11 protein-coding genes are annotated in these 17,797 nt (G+C 41.6%); 8 read left to right on the forward strand and 3 right to left on the reverse strand.

The genetic code is table 11. The annotated features are described in order from the left end of the window. Window positions 1–143 precede the first annotated feature (143 nt). Window positions 144–1,598 (reverse strand): hypothetical protein, encoded by a 1,455-nt coding sequence (locus tag VB836_RS25040; protein ID WP_323223563.1) that lies wholly within the window; start codon window positions 1,596–1,598, stop codon window positions 144–146. A gap of 437 nt (window positions 1,599–2,035) precedes the next feature. After that, entirely contained in the window at window positions 2,036–2,218 is a 183-nt protein-coding gene (locus VB836_RS25045; protein ID WP_323223565.1) for a hypothetical protein, read from the reverse strand. Window positions 2,219–2,413: 195 nt separating this feature from the next. On the opposite strand from VB836_RS25045, the gene VB836_RS25050 reads away from it, so the two are divergent. The 7 genes from VB836_RS25050 to VB836_RS25080 all read left to right on the forward strand — a co-directional run bounded on the left by VB836_RS25050 (window position 2,414) and on the right by VB836_RS25080 (window position 14,673). Further along, window positions 2,414–6,874 (forward strand): GAF domain-containing protein, encoded by a 4,461-nt coding sequence (locus VB836_RS25050; protein ID WP_323223567.1) that lies wholly within the window; start codon window positions 2,414–2,416, stop codon window positions 6,872–6,874. Further along, the gene (locus VB836_RS25055; RefSeq protein WP_046281012.1) at window positions 6,871–7,824 is read left to right on the forward strand and encodes a diguanylate cyclase; all 954 of its coding nucleotides are present in this window, start codon (window positions 6,871–6,873) and stop codon (window positions 7,822–7,824) included. Before VB836_RS25050 ends, VB836_RS25055 begins: the two co-directional genes overlap by 4 nt. A 158-nt stretch (window positions 7,825–7,982) precedes the next feature. Then, the gene (locus VB836_RS25060; protein ID WP_323223571.1) at window positions 7,983–12,221 is read left to right on the forward strand and encodes a two-partner secretion domain-containing protein; all 4,239 of its coding nucleotides are present in this window, start codon (window positions 7,983–7,985) and stop codon (window positions 12,219–12,221) included. A 799-nt stretch (window positions 12,222–13,020) separates the two neighbouring features. Further along, complete coding sequence (locus VB836_RS25065) at window positions 13,021–13,599, forward strand: COP23 domain-containing protein (RefSeq protein ID WP_323223573.1); 579 nt, start codon at window positions 13,021–13,023, stop codon at window positions 13,597–13,599. Between the two features lie 159 nt (window positions 13,600–13,758). After that, window positions 13,759–14,091 carry a hypothetical protein gene (locus VB836_RS25070; protein ID WP_046280282.1) on the forward strand — a complete coding sequence of 111 codons (333 nt, stop codon included), beginning with the start codon at window positions 13,759–13,761 and terminating at the stop codon, window positions 14,089–14,091. Between the two features lie 12 nt (window positions 14,092–14,103). Then, window positions 14,104–14,328 carry a hypothetical protein gene (locus tag VB836_RS25075; RefSeq protein WP_046280281.1) on the forward strand — a complete coding sequence of 75 codons (225 nt, stop codon included), beginning with the start codon at window positions 14,104–14,106 and terminating at the stop codon, window positions 14,326–14,328. An 84-nt stretch (window positions 14,329–14,412) separates the two neighbouring features. Further along, window positions 14,413–14,673, forward strand: a complete 261-nt coding sequence (locus VB836_RS25080; RefSeq protein ID WP_046280280.1) for a hypothetical protein — start codon at window positions 14,413–14,415, stop codon at window positions 14,671–14,673. Between the two features lie 33 nt (window positions 14,674–14,706). On the opposite strand, the gene VB836_RS25085 is transcribed toward VB836_RS25080, so the two are convergent. After that, window positions 14,707–15,588, reverse strand: a complete 882-nt coding sequence (locus VB836_RS25085) for a S1 family peptidase (RefSeq protein ID WP_323223576.1) — start codon at window positions 15,586–15,588, stop codon at window positions 14,707–14,709. A 504-nt stretch (window positions 15,589–16,092) separates the two neighbouring features. Here VB836_RS25085 and VB836_RS25090 point away from each other — a divergent pair. After that, window positions 16,093–17,796, forward strand: coding sequence for a GAF domain-containing sensor histidine kinase (locus tag VB836_RS25090; protein WP_323223578.1), 1,704 nt, complete (start codon window positions 16,093–16,095; stop codon window positions 17,794–17,796). Window position 17,797: the final 1 nt, after the last annotated feature.

Consider the following 17,797-nt stretch of genomic DNA (forward strand, 5'->3'; position numbering starts at 1 on the left):
GTGGCTGATTCCCGACTTTATTTTTTGTTGAAATCCCATGTACAATTCTCGAATGCTGACTACAGTCAGATGGATAGGATGCGTATTTAATGCACTTCACTACCGGGCTACATCAATCGGTTGAATGCAGCCGGAGTTCAGGACTAGACATATTGAAAGCTGTCGTCAGTTAATGTCAAACCGGAAGAATTCGAGATAATTCCAATGATCTCTTGAGTCCCCTCGCCAAGATAGAAGATGCGCGTACTTCCCGCTTCTTGTCTCAGCCTATAATCAACCGAACTGCCATGAAGTTGAATCTTATCTTCTAGAGGATTGAACCCGGAAATTTGAGCATAATCATTCCAACTATTAGTGGCGGTGTTACCATCGATGTAGTAGGGTTTTGTTGCATCCCCAAGAATGAACTTATCCGGGCCGTTCTCTCCGGTTAGCACATCCCTTTCACCCTTACCCGGTAAAGAATCACTGGGATTAACATCAATCACTTGCCGATATTGAATGTTACCATCGGGAGCAGGAGTGGGTGTCGGAGTGGGTTCAGGAGTGGGTGTCGGAGTGGGAACTGGAGCGGGCGCAGGTTCGGTTCCTGAAGCGTAGCTAAAGATGTCGCTGTTTAATGACAGTGAGGAAGCGGGTTGATTAAGAATAACTCCAATCAACTCGTCTTTGTAGAAGATGTGGGCATGGGTGTTATTTCTGAGGGTATAATCATCCGGACTACCATGAAGTTGAATTTTATCTTCTGCAAGATTGAACCTAGAAATTGTGGCTTGATCACTGCCCTCCTTATAATAGGCTGTTCTCGCATCCCCAAGAATAAACAGATCTCGGTTGTTCGTTCCACTCAAGTTGTCCTTTTCACCCGCTCCTGGTGAATCAGCGTTGGGGTTAACATCAATCACTTTGTTATACTCAACGTTACCACCATTGTCGGGAGCTGGAGTGGGTGTCGGAGTGGGAACCGGAGTGGGAACCGGAGTGGGTGTGGGTGAGGGTTGCGGTGTTGGTGAGGGGTTTGCTAGGGTTCCAGAATCTAGTGTAATTACCCGCAGAGGGTCAACAGCCGATTGACTGGTAAATGTAACTTCTAAGATGTTGTTATTGGCTCCTGTGATTCTGACCGTATCTTGAGGAAGTCCACTGTTTGGCCCTTCTAGAGTATTCCCACTTGCTAAGACCCTAGCCCGATAGCCAACCAGTTGGTCATTACCATTGAGAGGTTGTAAGGTGCTGGCATTACCAAACAACTCATCATCAGCCATGAAGCCAATAATAGGCTTATCAAAAGTGAAGGTGGCTGTAAAGGTTTTCCGTGTGGACGTGTTGGCATTATTCATATAGATGAAATGGCTGTCAACAACAGTTCCTTTTGGAATCGTTCCTAAATTATTGAGATCATCCCAATCCTGGGGATCACTGATTTTGATATCTTGTGAGAGGGTGACATTTTGAGCTTCGTCAAAGAACAGCAAGCTATTGCCTTTCTCCGCCCACCAGCTTGAATATTTATAGGCAGAGCTGCCTGTGGCATCATTTAACCAAAAATCACTAATATCTATTTCTTTTGCTTGTCCGGTAAAACCAAGAATTGCCATTTAAATCTCCTGAGACTGGGGTAAAACTAATCCGTAAAAACACGGTGATGATTGCTTCTGTTTAAAGCTAACATCTACTTCCCCTAAAAGAACAGGGACTTCTGTAAAGATAAAGTAAATATTCTGTAAATATTCTGTAAATTCTATTCAATTAAACTTGATTAATATCATACAATTTTTTCACGGGTGATCCGGAAATTTTGTTAAATAAGAGCGGAAAAGATGGGTCTTGATCAAGGATTAATTAGCTTCTGTCCCCCAGATAAGCCCTAGTCACTCATGCAAGAGGGAGGAAGCCAAAAGACTGGTGGGAATCAGGGTTGGCATCAGTACCTCTTGTCAGGATGCTATATGAAAGATTTCTAGGCGTTTATCTTTGAGTGCTTGACTTGAATGAATCGTTTCTATTAGAACTTTTTATGATCATTATAACTGACCTAATCTTCCATCACAACTCCCCATTCCATCTCAAATTTTGATTGGATGTTTAAATGGGTTGTCTCCGTTTTCATTAAACGTTTTTCAATCAAACAAATAGCCTGTTGCATGGGTTGCAGATGGGGAGGACGCTTTGGCAACGGCTGATCTAAACAGGAGTAAATAGCAAAAAGAATCTCCATCCTGATTAATGAATATAGAGCAATGGGCAGGGATTAAATAAAATTAATTAAATTTTAACAAAATTTTGACTTGATTTAACTTAACATTAAGTAAAGTTTAATACCCGTTAACCTATGATAGAAGAGGTAATTGTTTTTAATTCCCATACTGGATAAGTACAATCATCGTTGACAAAAAACTAAGTGACTGTTCTGATGTCATCTCTCAATCCGGGTCAGCCTATTTTAGCATCAGCTTGTATTGATCAAAATTTCATTACTGTTTCTCCAGAAACTCCCCTAACACAAGCCATAGAACTGATCAGCTCTAGTAGCCAGCCTGACTCGGGTGTTGATGCTACAACACCTTTGCGAGTGAGTTGTGTTCTCGTGTTAGAAACAGAGAAATTAGTCGGGTTAATGACTAAGCGAGATGTTGTGCGTTTGATTGCGGAGGGGACATCTTTAGAACAGATGAACGTGGCTGACGTGATGACTCGACAGTTAATTGTCTGTCAAACTTCAGAAGTCCAAGATGTCTTACATCTGGCGAAACTCATGGCTGAACATCGGATTCGCCATCTCCCGGTTGTCAACGCCCAATATTACCCAGTCGGTATCATCACCCCAAGCAGTATTCAAGCCGCCGTCGAACCTGCGGGTTTGTTGAAATGTCGTCAAGTCTATGAAGTGATGAGTCAACAGGTGATTTATGCAGCACCCGATGTGACTGTATTAGAACTGACTCAACAAATGACATCTCAGCAAGTCAGTTGTATTGTGATCGCCAAACAACAGGAAAGCGGTAAAATTTCCCCGCTAGGCGTTGTGACTGAAAGCGATATTGTTAAGTTTCAAGCGTTAAAACTTGACTTGTGTAAGCTACGAGCCGATCAGGTGATCAGTAAGTCGCTATTTTGTACTCATCCCGAAGAATCGCTGTGGTTAGCATACCAACAAATGCAGCAGCGTCAAGTGGGACGGTTAGTTGTCGTGAATTCTCAAAATGAACTGCTGGGTATATTAACACAAACCAGTATTTTGCAGATGATTGATTCAACTCAACTGCATGAAATTATTTCTATATTGCAGCAGCAAGTTAAAACGCTACAAATCGAAAAAATGGAGATGCTGCAAAGTCTTAATCAAAATCTCGAAGAGCAAGTGAATAATCAAGCCACTCAATTAGCAACTCAAGCCAGACGAGAGCAACTTTTATCTGAGGTGGCGTTGCGAATTCGCTCCTCACTCAATTTAGAGACAATTCTCAATACAACCGTTCAAGAAGTGCGTCAATTACTGAATACTGATCGGGTGATTATCTATCAGTTTGACTCGGAATGGAATGGAAAAGTTGTGGTAGAATCAGTCAGTCAATCGGGCTTTTCTGTCCTAGATCGGGTTGTCAAGGATAGATGTTTTCTAGAGGCTTGGCTGGAACCTTACCACAAGCGAAAAAGCAAAGTTTTTCACGATATCTATACCGATAGTTTAAGTGATTGTCACGTGAAGTTTCTAGAACAGTTTCAAGTCCGATCAAATTTAATCGTTCCGATCCACGTTAATGATCAACTTTGGGGACTTTTGATCGCTCATCATTGCACTCAGCCTCGATATTGGCAACCCCAAGAAGTCTTTTTTCTAGAGTCACTCTCTGTACAAGTCGCGATCGCCATTCAGCAAGCGGCTTTATTAGCAAAAGTCCAACAGATGAATAGCGAACTCGAAGCCAGAGTTACTCAACGAACGAACGAACTCGATCAAGCTAATGCTCGGTTACAACAAGAGTGGGTTGAGCGTCTACAGATGCAAACCGCTTTGTCTGAAAGTCAAGCTCAATTAGCCCGAATTTTAGATATTGCAGAGGATGCGATTATTTCAGTGGATCAATCACAACGGATTATATTATTTAATCAAGGTGCTGTTAAAATCTTTGGCTACAGTCCACAAGAAGCTATTGGTCAACCCCTCGATCTTCTTTTACCTGAATCCCTGAAAATACAGCATCGTCAACATATTCAAAACTTTTGCAAATCTGACACAACTGCTCGCAAAATGGGCGATCGCAGTCCGGAAATTTTGGCTCGTCGTCGGGATGGAACCGAGTTTCCCGCCGAAGCATCAATTTCTAAACTAAATACTCAAAATGGCATCGTCTTAACGGTTATTTTGCGAGATGTTTCTGAACGTCAAGAAGCACAGCAAAAACTCAAAGATTCTCAAGAAAAACTGCAATCAATTCTCGAAAATATCCCGAGTTTTATTAGCGTGGTAGATCGCCAAGGACGGATTTTGTTTGTTAATCATTTGACAGCAGGTGGTTCATCTTCAGAAGTGATCGGGAGTGAGATTTATGACCATTTACCCTTGGAGAATAAAGAAATCTATTCTCAAGGGATTGAACAGGTATTTCAATTGAATGTTGGAGTGAGATTCGAGACTCACACACAAAAAACTCCAAAGGGTGTAACTCAATATGAAGAAGTCAGAATTGCTCCCTTCTCTGAAAATAAACAGATTGAAGGGGCTGTGATTATTACGACGGATATTAGCGATCGCAAGCAAACTGAAGAAGCTCTAGAACGTCAATATCAACAAGCTCTTTTGCTGCGTCAAATTACCGATGAAATTCGTCAAAGTCTCAATACTCAACACATTTTTGAAACAACAGCTTTGCAAATCGGACAAGCTTTTCAAGTGAGCCGTTGTTTAATTCATAGTTATAATGCCCAGCCCTCACCCGAAATTCCTTTAGTGGCTGAATATCTCAAAGATTCTTATCCCTCTATGAGAGGCGTTGAAATTCCAGTTCAAGGTAATCCTCATATGGAATTTGTTTTGAAAAATAATCAAGCCAGTGTTGTTTATGATGTCGATGATGAACCTTTATTTGAGCCAGTGATTCATCTCTATCATCAACTACAAATTAAATCGATGTTATCGATCCGTACTTCCTATCAGGGAAAACCCAATGGTATGATTGGGGTTCATCAATGCGATCGCTATCGAGTCTGGACTGTTGATGAAATTAAGCTCTTAGAAGATATTGCGGCTCAGGTGGGAATTGCTCTGGCGCAAGCTCACTGGTTGGAGAAAGAAGTCGATCGCAGTGAAGAGTTGAGCCGCAAAAATATTGATCTAGAACGAGCTAAACGAGAAGCAGAAAAAGCCAACGCCGCGAAAAGTGAATTTTTGGCAAATATGAGCCATGAAATTCGCACACCGATGAATGCCATTCTGGGTTTTGCAGACTTGCTTCAGTCGAGTGTGAGTGAGCCGCAGATCAAAGCCTATGTGGATACGATTGTTGCCAGTGGTCGTACTCTGTTGGCTCTGATTAATGATATTTTAGATCTATCTAAGATCGAAGCGGGGAAATTAGAACTTCACTATGAACCGACGAATTTACGGAGTATTGTTACAGAAATTCAGCAAATTTTTCAACAAAAGGTGTTAGAAAAAAGATTGTTCCTGTATGCAGAAATTGATCCAGCTTTACCCCTAGCCATTCAACTCGATGAGGTTCGGATTCGTCAAATTTTGTTTAATGTTGTTGGGAATGCGATTAAGTTTACCCAGAAGGGATCTATTAAAATAGAGGTGGGTTGTGAGTCATTCCAAGAACAGAAAATCAACCTAAAAATTCGAGTCGAAGATACCGGAATTGGGATTGCACCGGAATCTCAGAAAAAAATCTTTCAAGCCTTTACCCAAAGTGATGGTCAAAGTACCCGCAAATACGGAGGAACGGGTTTAGGATTAGCGATTACAGAGCGTTTAGTTCACTTACTCAATGGTACGATAGAACTCTATAGCCAACCAGGAGAGGGTAGCGCCTTCTGCTTCTACTTTCCGGATTTAGAGATCACATCAATGTCTTCAGAAACTGCATCAATAGTTCCAGTTGATGATAATTTAAACCAGTTTAAGCCTGCGACAATTTTAGTGGTTGATGATGTCGCTTCTAATCGAGATTTAATTGCGGGATATTTTTCACAAACACAGCATAAATTATTTTTTGCCAATGATGGTCAAGAAGCAATTCAGCTTGCGGAAATCTATCAACCTCATCTGATTTTAATGGATTTGCGGATGCCTCGGATGGATGGTTTAGAAGCCACTCATTATCTCAAGAAATGTGATCAAACTCGTCAGATTCCCATCGTGATTTTAACGGCATCTTCACAACGCTTAGACGAGGAAGAATTAAAGGGTTTGTGTGAAGGATTTATCCGAAAACCGATTAGTCGAAGTCAATTGGTAGCGGTATTGAAGCCGCTTCTAGAGCCATTATCTCCCGAACTTATTCAAGCTGAAACTGATCAACCATTACACCCCAGTTTATCGTTGTCTGAAGCAGCAATCGATCACTCTCCTGTATCAGAAGTCTTTCCTCAAAAATCGATTCGTATACCGGAATTGCTGACTAAGCTGAATCAGGAAGCCGAAACCTCTTGGCAAGAACTTCACTGTACCATGAAAACGCGGGATCTTGAACAGTTCACTGCCCGTTTACAAGCTTGGGCGGAGGAACATCAATCTCAGATATTAGCAGAATATGTGAACAGATTAACTCAGCAGCTTAATGAATTTGATTGGGATAAATTACCTCAAACCGTAGAAGATTTTACAACAGTTATTGCATCTATTAAAAAACAGGAGTTGGAAACCCTATGACAGATGAATTGTTAACCCATCTAGAAGACTTTCTAATTCTTGTTGTTGATGATATTCCAGCTAATCTCAAGGTGATGAAAGAGATTTTAGAACCCGTTGGCTATAGTGTGACTTTTGCTCGGAGTGGAGATCAGGTTCTCGAACGAGTAAAACTGGCAAAACCCGATCTAATTTTACTCGATTTAATGATGCCTGAAATCGATGGGTTGCAAGTTTGTGAAGCGTTAAAAGCAGAACCCAAAACTCAATATATTCCGGTGATTTTTCTCACCGCTAGCCAAGAAGAAGAACATCTTATTCAAGCTTTTGAATTTGGAGCGGTTGATTATGTAACTAAGCCTTTTAGAAAACCTGAACTTTTAGCTCGAGTCAGAACTCATCTATTACTAAAGTATACGGTTGATAAACTGCGAGAGACTCAAATCGAACTTCAAGAAGCTCTAGAAGCGGTTGAAAAATTAGCTCGACTTGATCCACTAACAGGTATTTTAAACCGTCGCGCTCTCATGGAAATTGCGGAGCAAGAAATGAATCGAGCCAAGCGCTACGGTACGCCTTTTTCTATTCTATTGCTCGATGTCGATCATTTCAAACAAGTTAATGATACCTATGGTCATCCCGTCGGAGATCAGGCGCTTTGTGCTGTTGTTGAAAGTATCCTCAATGGTATTCGTCAAGTCGATTTTGTGGGTCGCTATGGCGGTGAAGAATTTGCCGTTATTTTACCCCAAATTTCGACAGACTCGGCTTGGAAAGCCGCCGAACGGATTCGTTTACAAATTGAAAAAATGACGATTTTCACAGAACAAGGAGAATTAAAATTAACAGTGAGTATTGGGGTAACAACCTATGAGCGAGAGGATAAAATAGTTGACCAGCTTTTCAAGCGAGCCGACCAAGGATTATATCAAGCAAAAGCTGAGGGAAGAAATCAATCTTGTCAGGTTTAACTGATACTGTTTCTCCTTAATCATGCAACTAATCCCCAGTTATTAAGGGGGCTAGGGGGATAAATTAGATGCAACTTCACCCAGAATAGGGATTAGTTAACTTATAATAGGTGAATTGCTGTTAGCCCGTTAGCCAAAATCGTTGAATTCATCAACCTATGTCCCCACGTTTACTGACCTTTCCAGCTTTAGCAACGCTGACAACTCTGTTCAGTGCAACTCCTTTAACAGCCCTAGCACAAATAGTCCCCGATAACACATTAGGTTCGGAAAACTCTGTGGTTACTCCTAATATTAACATTCGCGGAATTAATAGCGATCGCATCGATGGGGGTGCGGTTCGAGGGGGAAATTTATTTCATAGTTTTCAAGAATTTAATATTAGAGAGGGACGGGGAGCCTACTTTTCCAATCCCGATAATATTATCAATATACTAACTCGCGTTACCGGGGGAAATATCTCAGAAATCCTCGGAACATTAGGCGTTTTGGGGAATGCTAACCTATTTTTAATTAACCCTGCGGGGATAGTCTTTGGGCCAAACGCAAGATTAGATGTAGGCGGTTCATTTTTTGCCACAACAGCCGATGGAGTATTATTTGAAAATGGCTTTGAATTTGCCGCGAGTAACCCCGAAGCACCGCCATTATTAACGATAAATATGCCGTTGGGATTGAATATTCGAGAAAATCCAGGCGCTATTGTTAATCAAACGTTACCACAACTCGTTCGGTTGGATGAAAGTCCGTTAAGAAATGATGCAGGATTTCTGATTCCACAAGGCTTAAACGTTCCCAGAAATCAAACCTTAGCATTAATAGGCGGAGATGTATTATTTGATGGAGGCGTTGCAATTTCTCCGGGTAGTCGAATTCAATTAGGAGGCTTATCAGAAGCCGGAATTATTGAATTAACAAATGTAGGGGCGAATAGCAATACGCCCATTCTTCAGTTTCCCGATAATATTCAACGAGGGAATGTAGCGTTAACCAATCAATCAGAAATTAACGTTCGTGCAGATGGAGGTGGAGACATTAATATTAATGCGAGAAATGTTGAGATATCGGGTGGAAGTGTTATTCGAGCGGGAATAGATAATGGATTGGGTTCTATTGAAGCGGAAGGTGGGGATGTTAATATTAATGTTCAGGATAATGTTTTTATAACAGGTGCAGGAAGTTCGATTATAAATGCTATCGATACCAATGGAATTGGTCAAACAGGAGATATTAACATCACAGCTAATTCACTCTCAATGAATAATGGAGCGTTTATCAATACACTTATTTTTGGACAAGGAAACGCGGGGAATATCAATATAAAAGCCGCATCCGTTGAAGCTTGGGGTACTTCTCCTAATGGTGAGTTTCGGAGTGGTTTTTTTGCTAATGTCAGTGAGACAGGTATTGGTAATGCAGGAAATATTTACATAGAAACCGGACAATTACGATTAACAGAGCGAGGGCTAATTCAATCTAGTACCTTTGGACAAGGGAATGCAGGTTCTATCTCGATTTTTGCAACCGATTCTGTGGAGTTAGCAAACAGTTCTATTTTGGGTGGAATAGCAGAAAATGCAGTTGGAGATACAGGAAATATTGAAATTTCAACCTCATCGCTTAATGCAATAAATGGACAGATTAGTTTAAGTGCATCAGGGAACGGAAACGCAGGAAATATTTATCTTGAAGCACAGCAGATTAATCTTTCAGATTCTATTGTATTCGGCGAAACTTCTGGAACGGGTAATCTCGGAAATATTACTATCGATACGGGAACTTTGATGCTTCGCGATGGTGCCGATATTCGGCTTGATGTTAACCCAGAAGCAACAGGTTCAACGGGGAATATAACCGTTAACGCTTTTGAGTCTATAGAAATAATAGGAGTTTCACCGACTGGCATTACCAGTCGAATTGCTACTCGAACACTAGGTAATGGTAGTGCAGGAAGCGTTATTATTAATACTCCTAGATTAGCCGTTCGGAATGGAGGGAGAATTTTTGCTAGTAGCTTCAACACCGGACAAGCAGGAGATGTCATTATAAACGCTTTAGAATCCGTTGAAGTAAGTGGAGGAAGCCCCGTTCAAATCGATTCAGAATCCGTTGAATTTGGTAAAGAACCTGCCATTTCTCCTGAAGATTTCACTGCATTTTTTAGTGACATATCAACCAGCAGTGATAATGTAGAAGGAAGCGCAGGAAGTGTTTTCATCACGACAAATAAACTCACAATTCAAGAGGGAGGAGAGATTGGAACTTCTGCTACAGGAAGGGGGAGTTCGGGTGTTGTACAAGTCAAAGCAAATGAAGTGGAGATAGCAGGAGAGTTGACTATTGATGGAGGCTCCTCAACAAGCGGCTTAACTGTTTTTACAAATGGTGAAGGAACCGCAGGAACTCTTAATTTAGAAACCGGACGATTAACCATTCGAGATGGAGGTCGTATATCAGTAAGCAGTTTAAATGGGAGTCGTGCAGGTTCCATCAATATTCAAGCTTCTGTTGTTGAATTAATTGGTGATGGAAGATTTCCCAGTAGAATTTCTGTGACAACAAATAGGATACCAGACGAAACATCTACTAATGTAGAATTTAGCGGTAGTAGCGTGGGAAGTATCACACTCGAAGCAGACCAATTAAGAATTCTCAACGGAGCAGAGATCTCAAATTTTACAGGGGATATAGGGAGTTCTGGTTCAATAGATATTCGTGCAAATACTATCGAAATTAGTGGTAGGGGAACTCGAACGATTACCTTATCAACCGGAGAAACCACAATAGGTAGCCAAATTTCCGCTCAAGCGGGTAACGGAGGCAACACCGGAGATATTTCAATTACGACACAAAGATTAATCGGACAAGATGGAGCATTAATTAGAACTTCTGGTTCGGGAACCGGTTCTTCTGGTTCAATTCAAATACAAGCTCAAGAGGTTTTATTTAATGATCAAGTTAATATTTCCAGTGGAACGGATGGTGCGGGTAATGGAGGAGATATTACTGTTGAAACCGAACAAATTAGACTGCTGAATAACTCTGTAATTTTTTCAGGAATTAATTTCAATGAATCTGAAATCATTGCTGTTGAAATTCCGCCTAGTCGCCGAGGAGGAACGGTCTTCATTAAAGCTTCAGAATCGATTGATATAGATGGAGAAGAAACATCAATTTTTACTGGGATTTCAGAAGGAGCCATAGGAAATGGGGGAAATCTCATTATTGAAACAGGAAGTTTAACCGTAAGCAATAGAGCTTCATTATCTACAGGAACTCAAGGAAATGGGAATGCGGGTTTTATGAATATACAGGCTGAAAATATTGAATTAACAGATCGAGCTTTTGTCATCGGATTGGTTTCCGAAACTGGAGTGGGTAATGGAGCCAATATCACCATTGAAACTGAGAATTTAACACTTCGTGATCAAGCTCAATTATTCACAACAACTGGCGGAAATGGTAATGCAGGTTCAGTGAACATACAAGCCGAAAATATTGAGTTAACAGATCAATCTTCTATCCTTGCGGACGTTTCTGAAACGGGGGTGGGTAATGGAGGAACGGTTACTGTTGATGCTGAACAATTAACGATTAGAAATCAATCTAGTATTATAGTAAACGGTGACGGTGTAGGTAATCCCGGAAATATAGACGTGAGTGCTTCCCAAGTTCGTTTGGAACAAGCAGCTCTATTCGCAGATTCAGTAACAGGTGAAGGTGGAAATATTACTATCAATTCACCCGATATTAGCGTGCGGCGTCAAAGCGCAATTTCTGCCGCAGGAAGTCAAAGCGGTCAAACGTTTGATGGAAATATTGATATTAATTCAAACTTTTTAGTGTTGTTGGAAAATAGCGAAATTATTACCAGCGCTTTTGACCCAACAGGAGGCAGCAATATTAATATTCGTCCTTTAGGTAATTCAGAACTGGCTATTTTACAATCTCAAAATAGTATTATTAATGCTGCTGGAGAACTTTCTATTGATACAACGCTTAATTTTGACCCGCCTGAATCAACTCAAGTCGAAGTGGTTGATCCGGCTGCATTAATCGCTCAAGACCCCTGCAAACAAAGAGGAGACAGTCAATTTATTATAACGGGACGAGGCGGTATTGCATTCAACCCCACTCAAGATTTATTTTCAGTTCCCGAGTTAGAATTATCCCTTATTGAACCTGTGACTCCTTCAGTTAATCGTTCCTCCCAACGTCGTCAACAACAATCAAAAAAACGAGATAATCATCCGATTGATTCTAGAACTATTGTTCCGGCGAGGGGATGGATAAGAGATGAGAAAGGAGACGTTATATTAGTGGGTTATGACCCAACAAAAACGGGAGTTCAGCGTCAACCTCAACCCACTCCCCATCAGTGTAATCCTGAACAGTAACGCTATCAACTGCTAGAGCGATGATTGGCTCGTTTTCTTTCCTGAAGTTTTTATACCATGAGCTTACCCATTCCTGCCTCTGTCTAACGGATGATCCTCTGCCGAAAGTGGTGATTTTGGGGCGACTGTCCCTGTCTGGCGATCGCACACCCTCATCACCCTCTGCCCAAGGCTATCAAACTTTTTTCTATTTTGTAACTTTAGTAACAGAAATTCCTGTAATTGTTTTATTCCTTTTCAGGAACTTCTATAATAAATAGAGAAAGGTTTGTGATGAATTAATTTATTTTTCCTCTAATTAAATAAATAAAAATAATGATAAAATATTGAATCTTCTTTTTTTCAATTGACTGAAAATTCTCTCCTGAAAATCTATAAAAAGTCGAATTTTTGCTGGAAGATGATTTCTTGAGCGAGGCTGTATAGCAGTGATCATCGTTACTCTGCACAGAGAAAATTTTTGAGGAGCAATCAGACTGAGAACTTCAATATTTTCTCTGAGTAAATCTAAAAAAAATATAATTGTTTTTTGATCAAAAGAATAAAGGATGGAGTACAATTACTTACATGAAACGGAAGACGAAAGTCAAAGTAACCCGGAGATTGTAAGAAGAAATACAACACCCAAAAATCTCACTTACTTTTCGATCACTTTTGCCTAACTTTCAAGTAACACCCAGACCAATAAAACGTCTGGAACACATTACTTTGTTCTTACTGACAGGGTTATAGGATTGGTTTAATGTTAAGAACATACCGAACAAAACAACCTCTCTTTAAGCACCTGGAGGTCAAACTTATGAAAAGCGCAATCAAAGCATTCGTCACCACCGCTATCGTAACTGCTGGTTTAGTCATTGGTATTTCCCAAGCCAAAGCTCAACCGGATACATTTACTAAAGAACGGGTTGTCTTTCAAACAGTTGAAATTGACCCAGAAAAGAATCAATATGGTACGGTTCCCATGATTGTACGGGAAACCTACGACACTCGTTATCCTGGTCTTCTCGGTGGAAATTCTTTACTGAAACGGGAAGTCGTCCAGGTTGCATCTGAACCTTTAGTCATTTGGCAAGTGACTCTTTCTTCTAGCGATCCTCAAGGATCATACACTCCGGAACGTCGCGCCCAAGCCATTAGCACTCGTTTAACGAACTTGGCTGAATCTTTAGGCGTAACGACTTTAGAAGAAATGTATCAAGCCGGAGTCGTCAACTATGAAACAGTAATCTTTGCTTCAGCAGAACCGGGTGACGCTAATTTTGAAAATGTAGTGTTCACCTTATCTCCTGGAAATCGGGAACAAGGCGATGTGTTCGTTGAACACTTGCAAGACTACGGAGATGCAACTGCGAGTGGTGAGCCGCTTTACAACTAATTGAGCTTACCAGATGGAACCCTCGGGAGTTGTTACAAAAGCAACAAAATAGATTGGTTTTGGCAACTCCCGTATTCTCCAACGCTAAACAACGCTCAACGAACTTGATCGCCTTGATTGAAGAATCGTCAACATATCAGAACTTCACGAGGGCTTACTATGAAAGCAATCCAATTCACCACCGCACTGCTTCTAACGGCTAGCTTTGCCTATCCCTCCTTCGCTCAAGAAGAAATCTCCGCAGTGACAACAACTTCTTATTCTAGAGTGCAAGAAGTTCACGAGACTAACAATCAAGTTCTTGATCAAGATCTCAACAATAATGTGTTGAGTGTCAGTTTAGATCAATTGGAAGTTCAGTCTCAGCCTGGACTCTCGCGCAACAATCTCAATCAAGTGAGTGAAAACATTAACTCACAGATGGACAAGAACCAGCAGAGATGGGAAGTAGAAGTTGACTGGGAGAATAACAAACTCAAACGTTACTTCTAATCTCTAGTCTCTATGAACTCGGTCAAGAAAGCATCAATTCAGGGAAGCATCGAAAGCTCAAATCTGACAATCACAGAAGCCTGTATTATGGCGATCGCCATCATTACAACTCTCAGCCTTCAAGTTCATGTCAAATCTCAAAAGACACAACTGACATTGAGACTTGAGCAAAATCTTCCCTCCCTGACAGAGTGCAAGTCTTCTGAGATGAAAGTTTCCAACCCAGTTGGACAATAACGCTTTCCTCAACCCGAAAAAATTCATCTCCCCAGTGCAGTTCACTATTCAATTATCTCAACCCCATCTACAGAGGAACTGATCATGTTTGGCAAATCAATCAAACTCAACAATCAAAACCTGAATAACCCCGTGAAAATTTCTGCGGCTGTTGCTTTAGTCACGATTGGTTTGTTAGGCGTGATCAGCGAAACGCCTAGAACACCTTCCGCTCGATACCATAGCGAAGATCATACAGAAGAAATCAATCGCATCAGACAGGGAGGAGTCACCATCTATCGCTACGAAGTAACAGACCCCACTACAGGTTCAGCGATCTCCGTCTCCAAAATTCAAAACCAGTAATCTGGAGATCAGACAGTCTGAGGCAAGCAGCGACTAAGACATTCCGCGTAACGGCATATTAGAAATGGGAATCGCCCAACTGAGAGCTTTCATTTGTTGAACTTGTTCAGGAGAAGGAGCGGAACCATCAGTATAGCGATAAACCTTATCGGCTGAGAGGGCAAACTTAGAACGACCGTTAATCGCAATCAGTTCACCCCGTTGGTTAAACACAGGGCCACCACTCATTCCACTACGGATGTCGTTGGTATAACCCAGTTGATAGCCTTCAACTAAGGTTCGGTTCGGTACCATTCCCACTTGACCTTCAGTGAGTTGAAACGGCCGATTTCCCCAGTCCCGAGTGTCTTGCATCTGTCCTGGCGTTGTATTCAACCAATTGGGAAATCCCGCCGCCATCACCTTTTCTCCGACAGCAACCCGATTGCTATCTCCCATCGTTGCCACTTGATAGGAGCGACTGCTATTAAACTGCAAGACTGCTAAATCGAGATGGTTGGATGAGGAAACCAGACGTCCCCCGTGCATTTGTCCATCTGCGGTCAAAATCATAAAATTACCGGAGTGATTTCCGACCACATGAGCATTTGTAATCAGGGTGTATCCTTGTCCTGAACGGTTAATAATCACACCCGACCCAACACTACGATTGGCAAAAATTCTCACCGTTACCTGACGTGCCATTTCTGAGACTGAAGCTGGCGGGAGGTTTTCGGAAGCTGAAGGGGAAGACATGGTATAAGCAGCAGAATGAGATGGAGTGCGACTGTCAGCCGCCGGGAGGTTAACCCCAAGAAAGAACAATGAGGCACCGATCACCTGAGTTCCCAATACCACCGTTTTCAAAAATGAACGAGACAATTGGGGAACGGCAGCAAAACAGTTTTTATTGGATTGATTTTGATTAAAAAGCATAGTATCTGGTGTTTTTGTTGTAAATTGTGTTTTTTTCAAAAAAATTCCGATTGCCTCGAGTGATCGCCGTCGATCTGCTTCTGTCAATCCCATCTAAAATCAGGATGCCCAAAATTAAAAAAATAAAATTCACACCACAGTCTTAGTCAGCTAGCGTAGCAGTTGAATGACCAAACGGCAAGATCAAATTAGGGATCACAGTCATTCGTTGTTAACGGCTGATGACTCGGCCGACTTTGGACAACATCAAATTCACTCAAGCCCTGGGTTGCAAGGAATTATACGGATTCAAAATCTGATCGTCGGAAAATAGCAGATGTTCATCATATAGCGATAACGACCCCAAATGTATCCTTCTCAAAGATAGTTAGGGAAACGCTCCATCAACTTGACCCATCAGAAGACATCGCTAAAATAAAGACAACTTTCGGCACTATAGTGCTGTCACGGAAAACAGATCAGTTTGCGACTGTGGTTGATTTTTCAGAGGGATTGAGAGAACACATGAGGCGACTGAATAACGATCACAATAATTTTGAATCATCCGGTGCAACCTTCAGACTGTCTTGTCCGCTCCCCGATAGACAGACCCGTGAACCTTTCCGACTGCGTGGAACTTCCGCCCCGAAAAGTTCTACCCGCTTGGATCTAAATTGGGTACTCGCCACCTCGGGCGCCCTCTCCCAAGAACTCGAACTTAACAATCTCCTGATTCAATTAATCGAGGTGATTCTAGAAACCCCAGTCGCTAGTCAAGCATGGCTGATTCTCGAAAAATCCGGTCAATGGGTAATCGAAGCCTCTGGAAGTCTCGAGTCTGAGACTGTAGACATCTTACAATCTCTGCCCTTAGAAACCGTTGAAAGTCCGTTGATGAGGCTGATTGTTAATCGCGTCCTTCACACTCAAACTTCTCTGCTGTTGAACGATGTTGAGAATGAAGTGGATCTCATTCCTAATAGTCCCGTTAAACCTCTGTCTCTCCTTTGTCTGCCCCTGCGACTTCACGGTGAACTGATTGCTATTTTATACTTAGAAAATTATTTCACATCCTACGCTTTTACTCCCGAATATCGAGAACTGTTTAATCGTCTCTCTCCAGGGATGGCGAGCGCCTTAAAAAATGCTTGTCGATACAGCAATCTCAATCAAAAAGTTACTGAAAAAACTCAAGCCCTTTCGGAAACCTTGAGTGAGTTAAAAAAGACTCAAAAAAAACTGGTACAATCCGAAAAAATGGTCGCTCTCGGACAACTAATTGCGGGAATTGCTCACGAAGTTAATACGCCTTTGGCAGCAATTTATGCTTCGGTTCAGAACCTTTCTCATGCCTTTGATCGCACCTTAAAACAACTGCCTTCTTTACTGGGAAAATGGTCTGGAACTCAACAAGAAGATTTGATGGCATTATTAGCCGCCTGTCGCCCGAGTCATATTCCTCCGTCTTTCCGAGAAGAACGTCAGTTCAAACGCAGCCTGGAAGAACAGTTAACCCGCCAAGGAATTGAACAAGCAGAAACAATCGCCACCATGTTAGTCGAAATGGGGATAACAGAAGCAACGCCTGGGATTTTACGCCTCTTACAAAATCAGAATCATAGCGAAATTTTAGACACGGCTTATCATTTGACGCTGCAACAGAGAAATAGTGAAAATATTAAGCTGGCTGTCGATAAAGCTTCAACGATTGTTTCCGCTCTCAAACGTTACGTTCATCCTGATCCTTGCGATCGCATGATTAGCGCTCAAATTGCTGAAGAAATTGATAGCGTTTTAATTCTTTACCAACATCAGTTAAAACAGGGGATTCAAGTGAGTACCAGCTATCAAGATCTACCTGAGATTGTATGTTATCCTGAACAACTCAATCAAGTCTGGGCTAATCTGATTCATAATGCGATTCAGGCAATGGGACGTCAGGGAAAATTAGACATCACCGCGACTGGCCATCAGGGTTTGATCCGAGTTCAAGTGACAGACTCCGGTTGTGGTATTCCTGCTGAGATCCAAGACAAAATCTTTGAACCCTTCTTTACGACTAAGGTCGCCGGAGTTGGGACAGGCTTGGGGTTAGATATTGCCCGTCAGATAATTCAGCAACATCATGGACAGATAGAGGTGGAAAGTCAACCAGGACGAACAACCTTTACAGTCTGGTTGCCCATTCATCAGGCCATTACATCTTCGAGTAAAATCAGTTCAATTTGAA

It is taken from the genome of Limnoraphis robusta BA-68 BA1 (assembly GCF_034932365.1).
In the GTDB taxonomy this organism is placed as follows: Bacteria; Cyanobacteriota; Cyanobacteriia; order Cyanobacteriales; family Microcoleaceae; genus Capilliphycus; species Capilliphycus robustus.

Bases quoted from the DNA above. Each gene is read 5' to 3' on its own strand.
- VB836_RS25040 (WP_323223563.1), bottom strand. From the start codon at position 1,598: ATGGCAATTCTTGGTTTTACCGGACAAGCAAAAGAAATAGATATTAGT.
- VB836_RS25045 (WP_323223565.1), bottom strand. From the start codon at position 2,218: ATGGAGATTCTTTTTGCTATTTACTCCTGTTTAGATCAGCCGTTGCCA.
- VB836_RS25050 (WP_323223567.1), top strand. From the start codon at position 2,414: ATGTCATCTCTCAATCCGGGTCAGCCTATTTTAGCATCAGCTTGTATT.
- VB836_RS25055 (WP_046281012.1), top strand. From the start codon at position 6,871: ATGACAGATGAATTGTTAACCCATCTAGAAGACTTTCTAATTCTTGTT.
- VB836_RS25060 (WP_323223571.1), top strand. From the start codon at position 7,983: ATGTCCCCACGTTTACTGACCTTTCCAGCTTTAGCAACGCTGACAACT.
- VB836_RS25065 (WP_323223573.1), top strand. From the start codon at position 13,021: ATGAAAAGCGCAATCAAAGCATTCGTCACCACCGCTATCGTAACTGCT.
- VB836_RS25070 (WP_046280282.1), top strand. From the start codon at position 13,759: ATGAAAGCAATCCAATTCACCACCGCACTGCTTCTAACGGCTAGCTTT.
- VB836_RS25075 (WP_046280281.1), top strand. From the start codon at position 14,104: ATGAACTCGGTCAAGAAAGCATCAATTCAGGGAAGCATCGAAAGCTCA.
- VB836_RS25080 (WP_046280280.1), top strand. From the start codon at position 14,413: ATGTTTGGCAAATCAATCAAACTCAACAATCAAAACCTGAATAACCCC.
- VB836_RS25085 (WP_323223576.1), bottom strand. From the start codon at position 15,588: ATGCTTTTTAATCAAAATCAATCCAATAAAAACTGTTTTGCTGCCGTT.
- VB836_RS25090 (WP_323223578.1), top strand. From the start codon at position 16,093: ATGAGGCGACTGAATAACGATCACAATAATTTTGAATCATCCGGTGCA.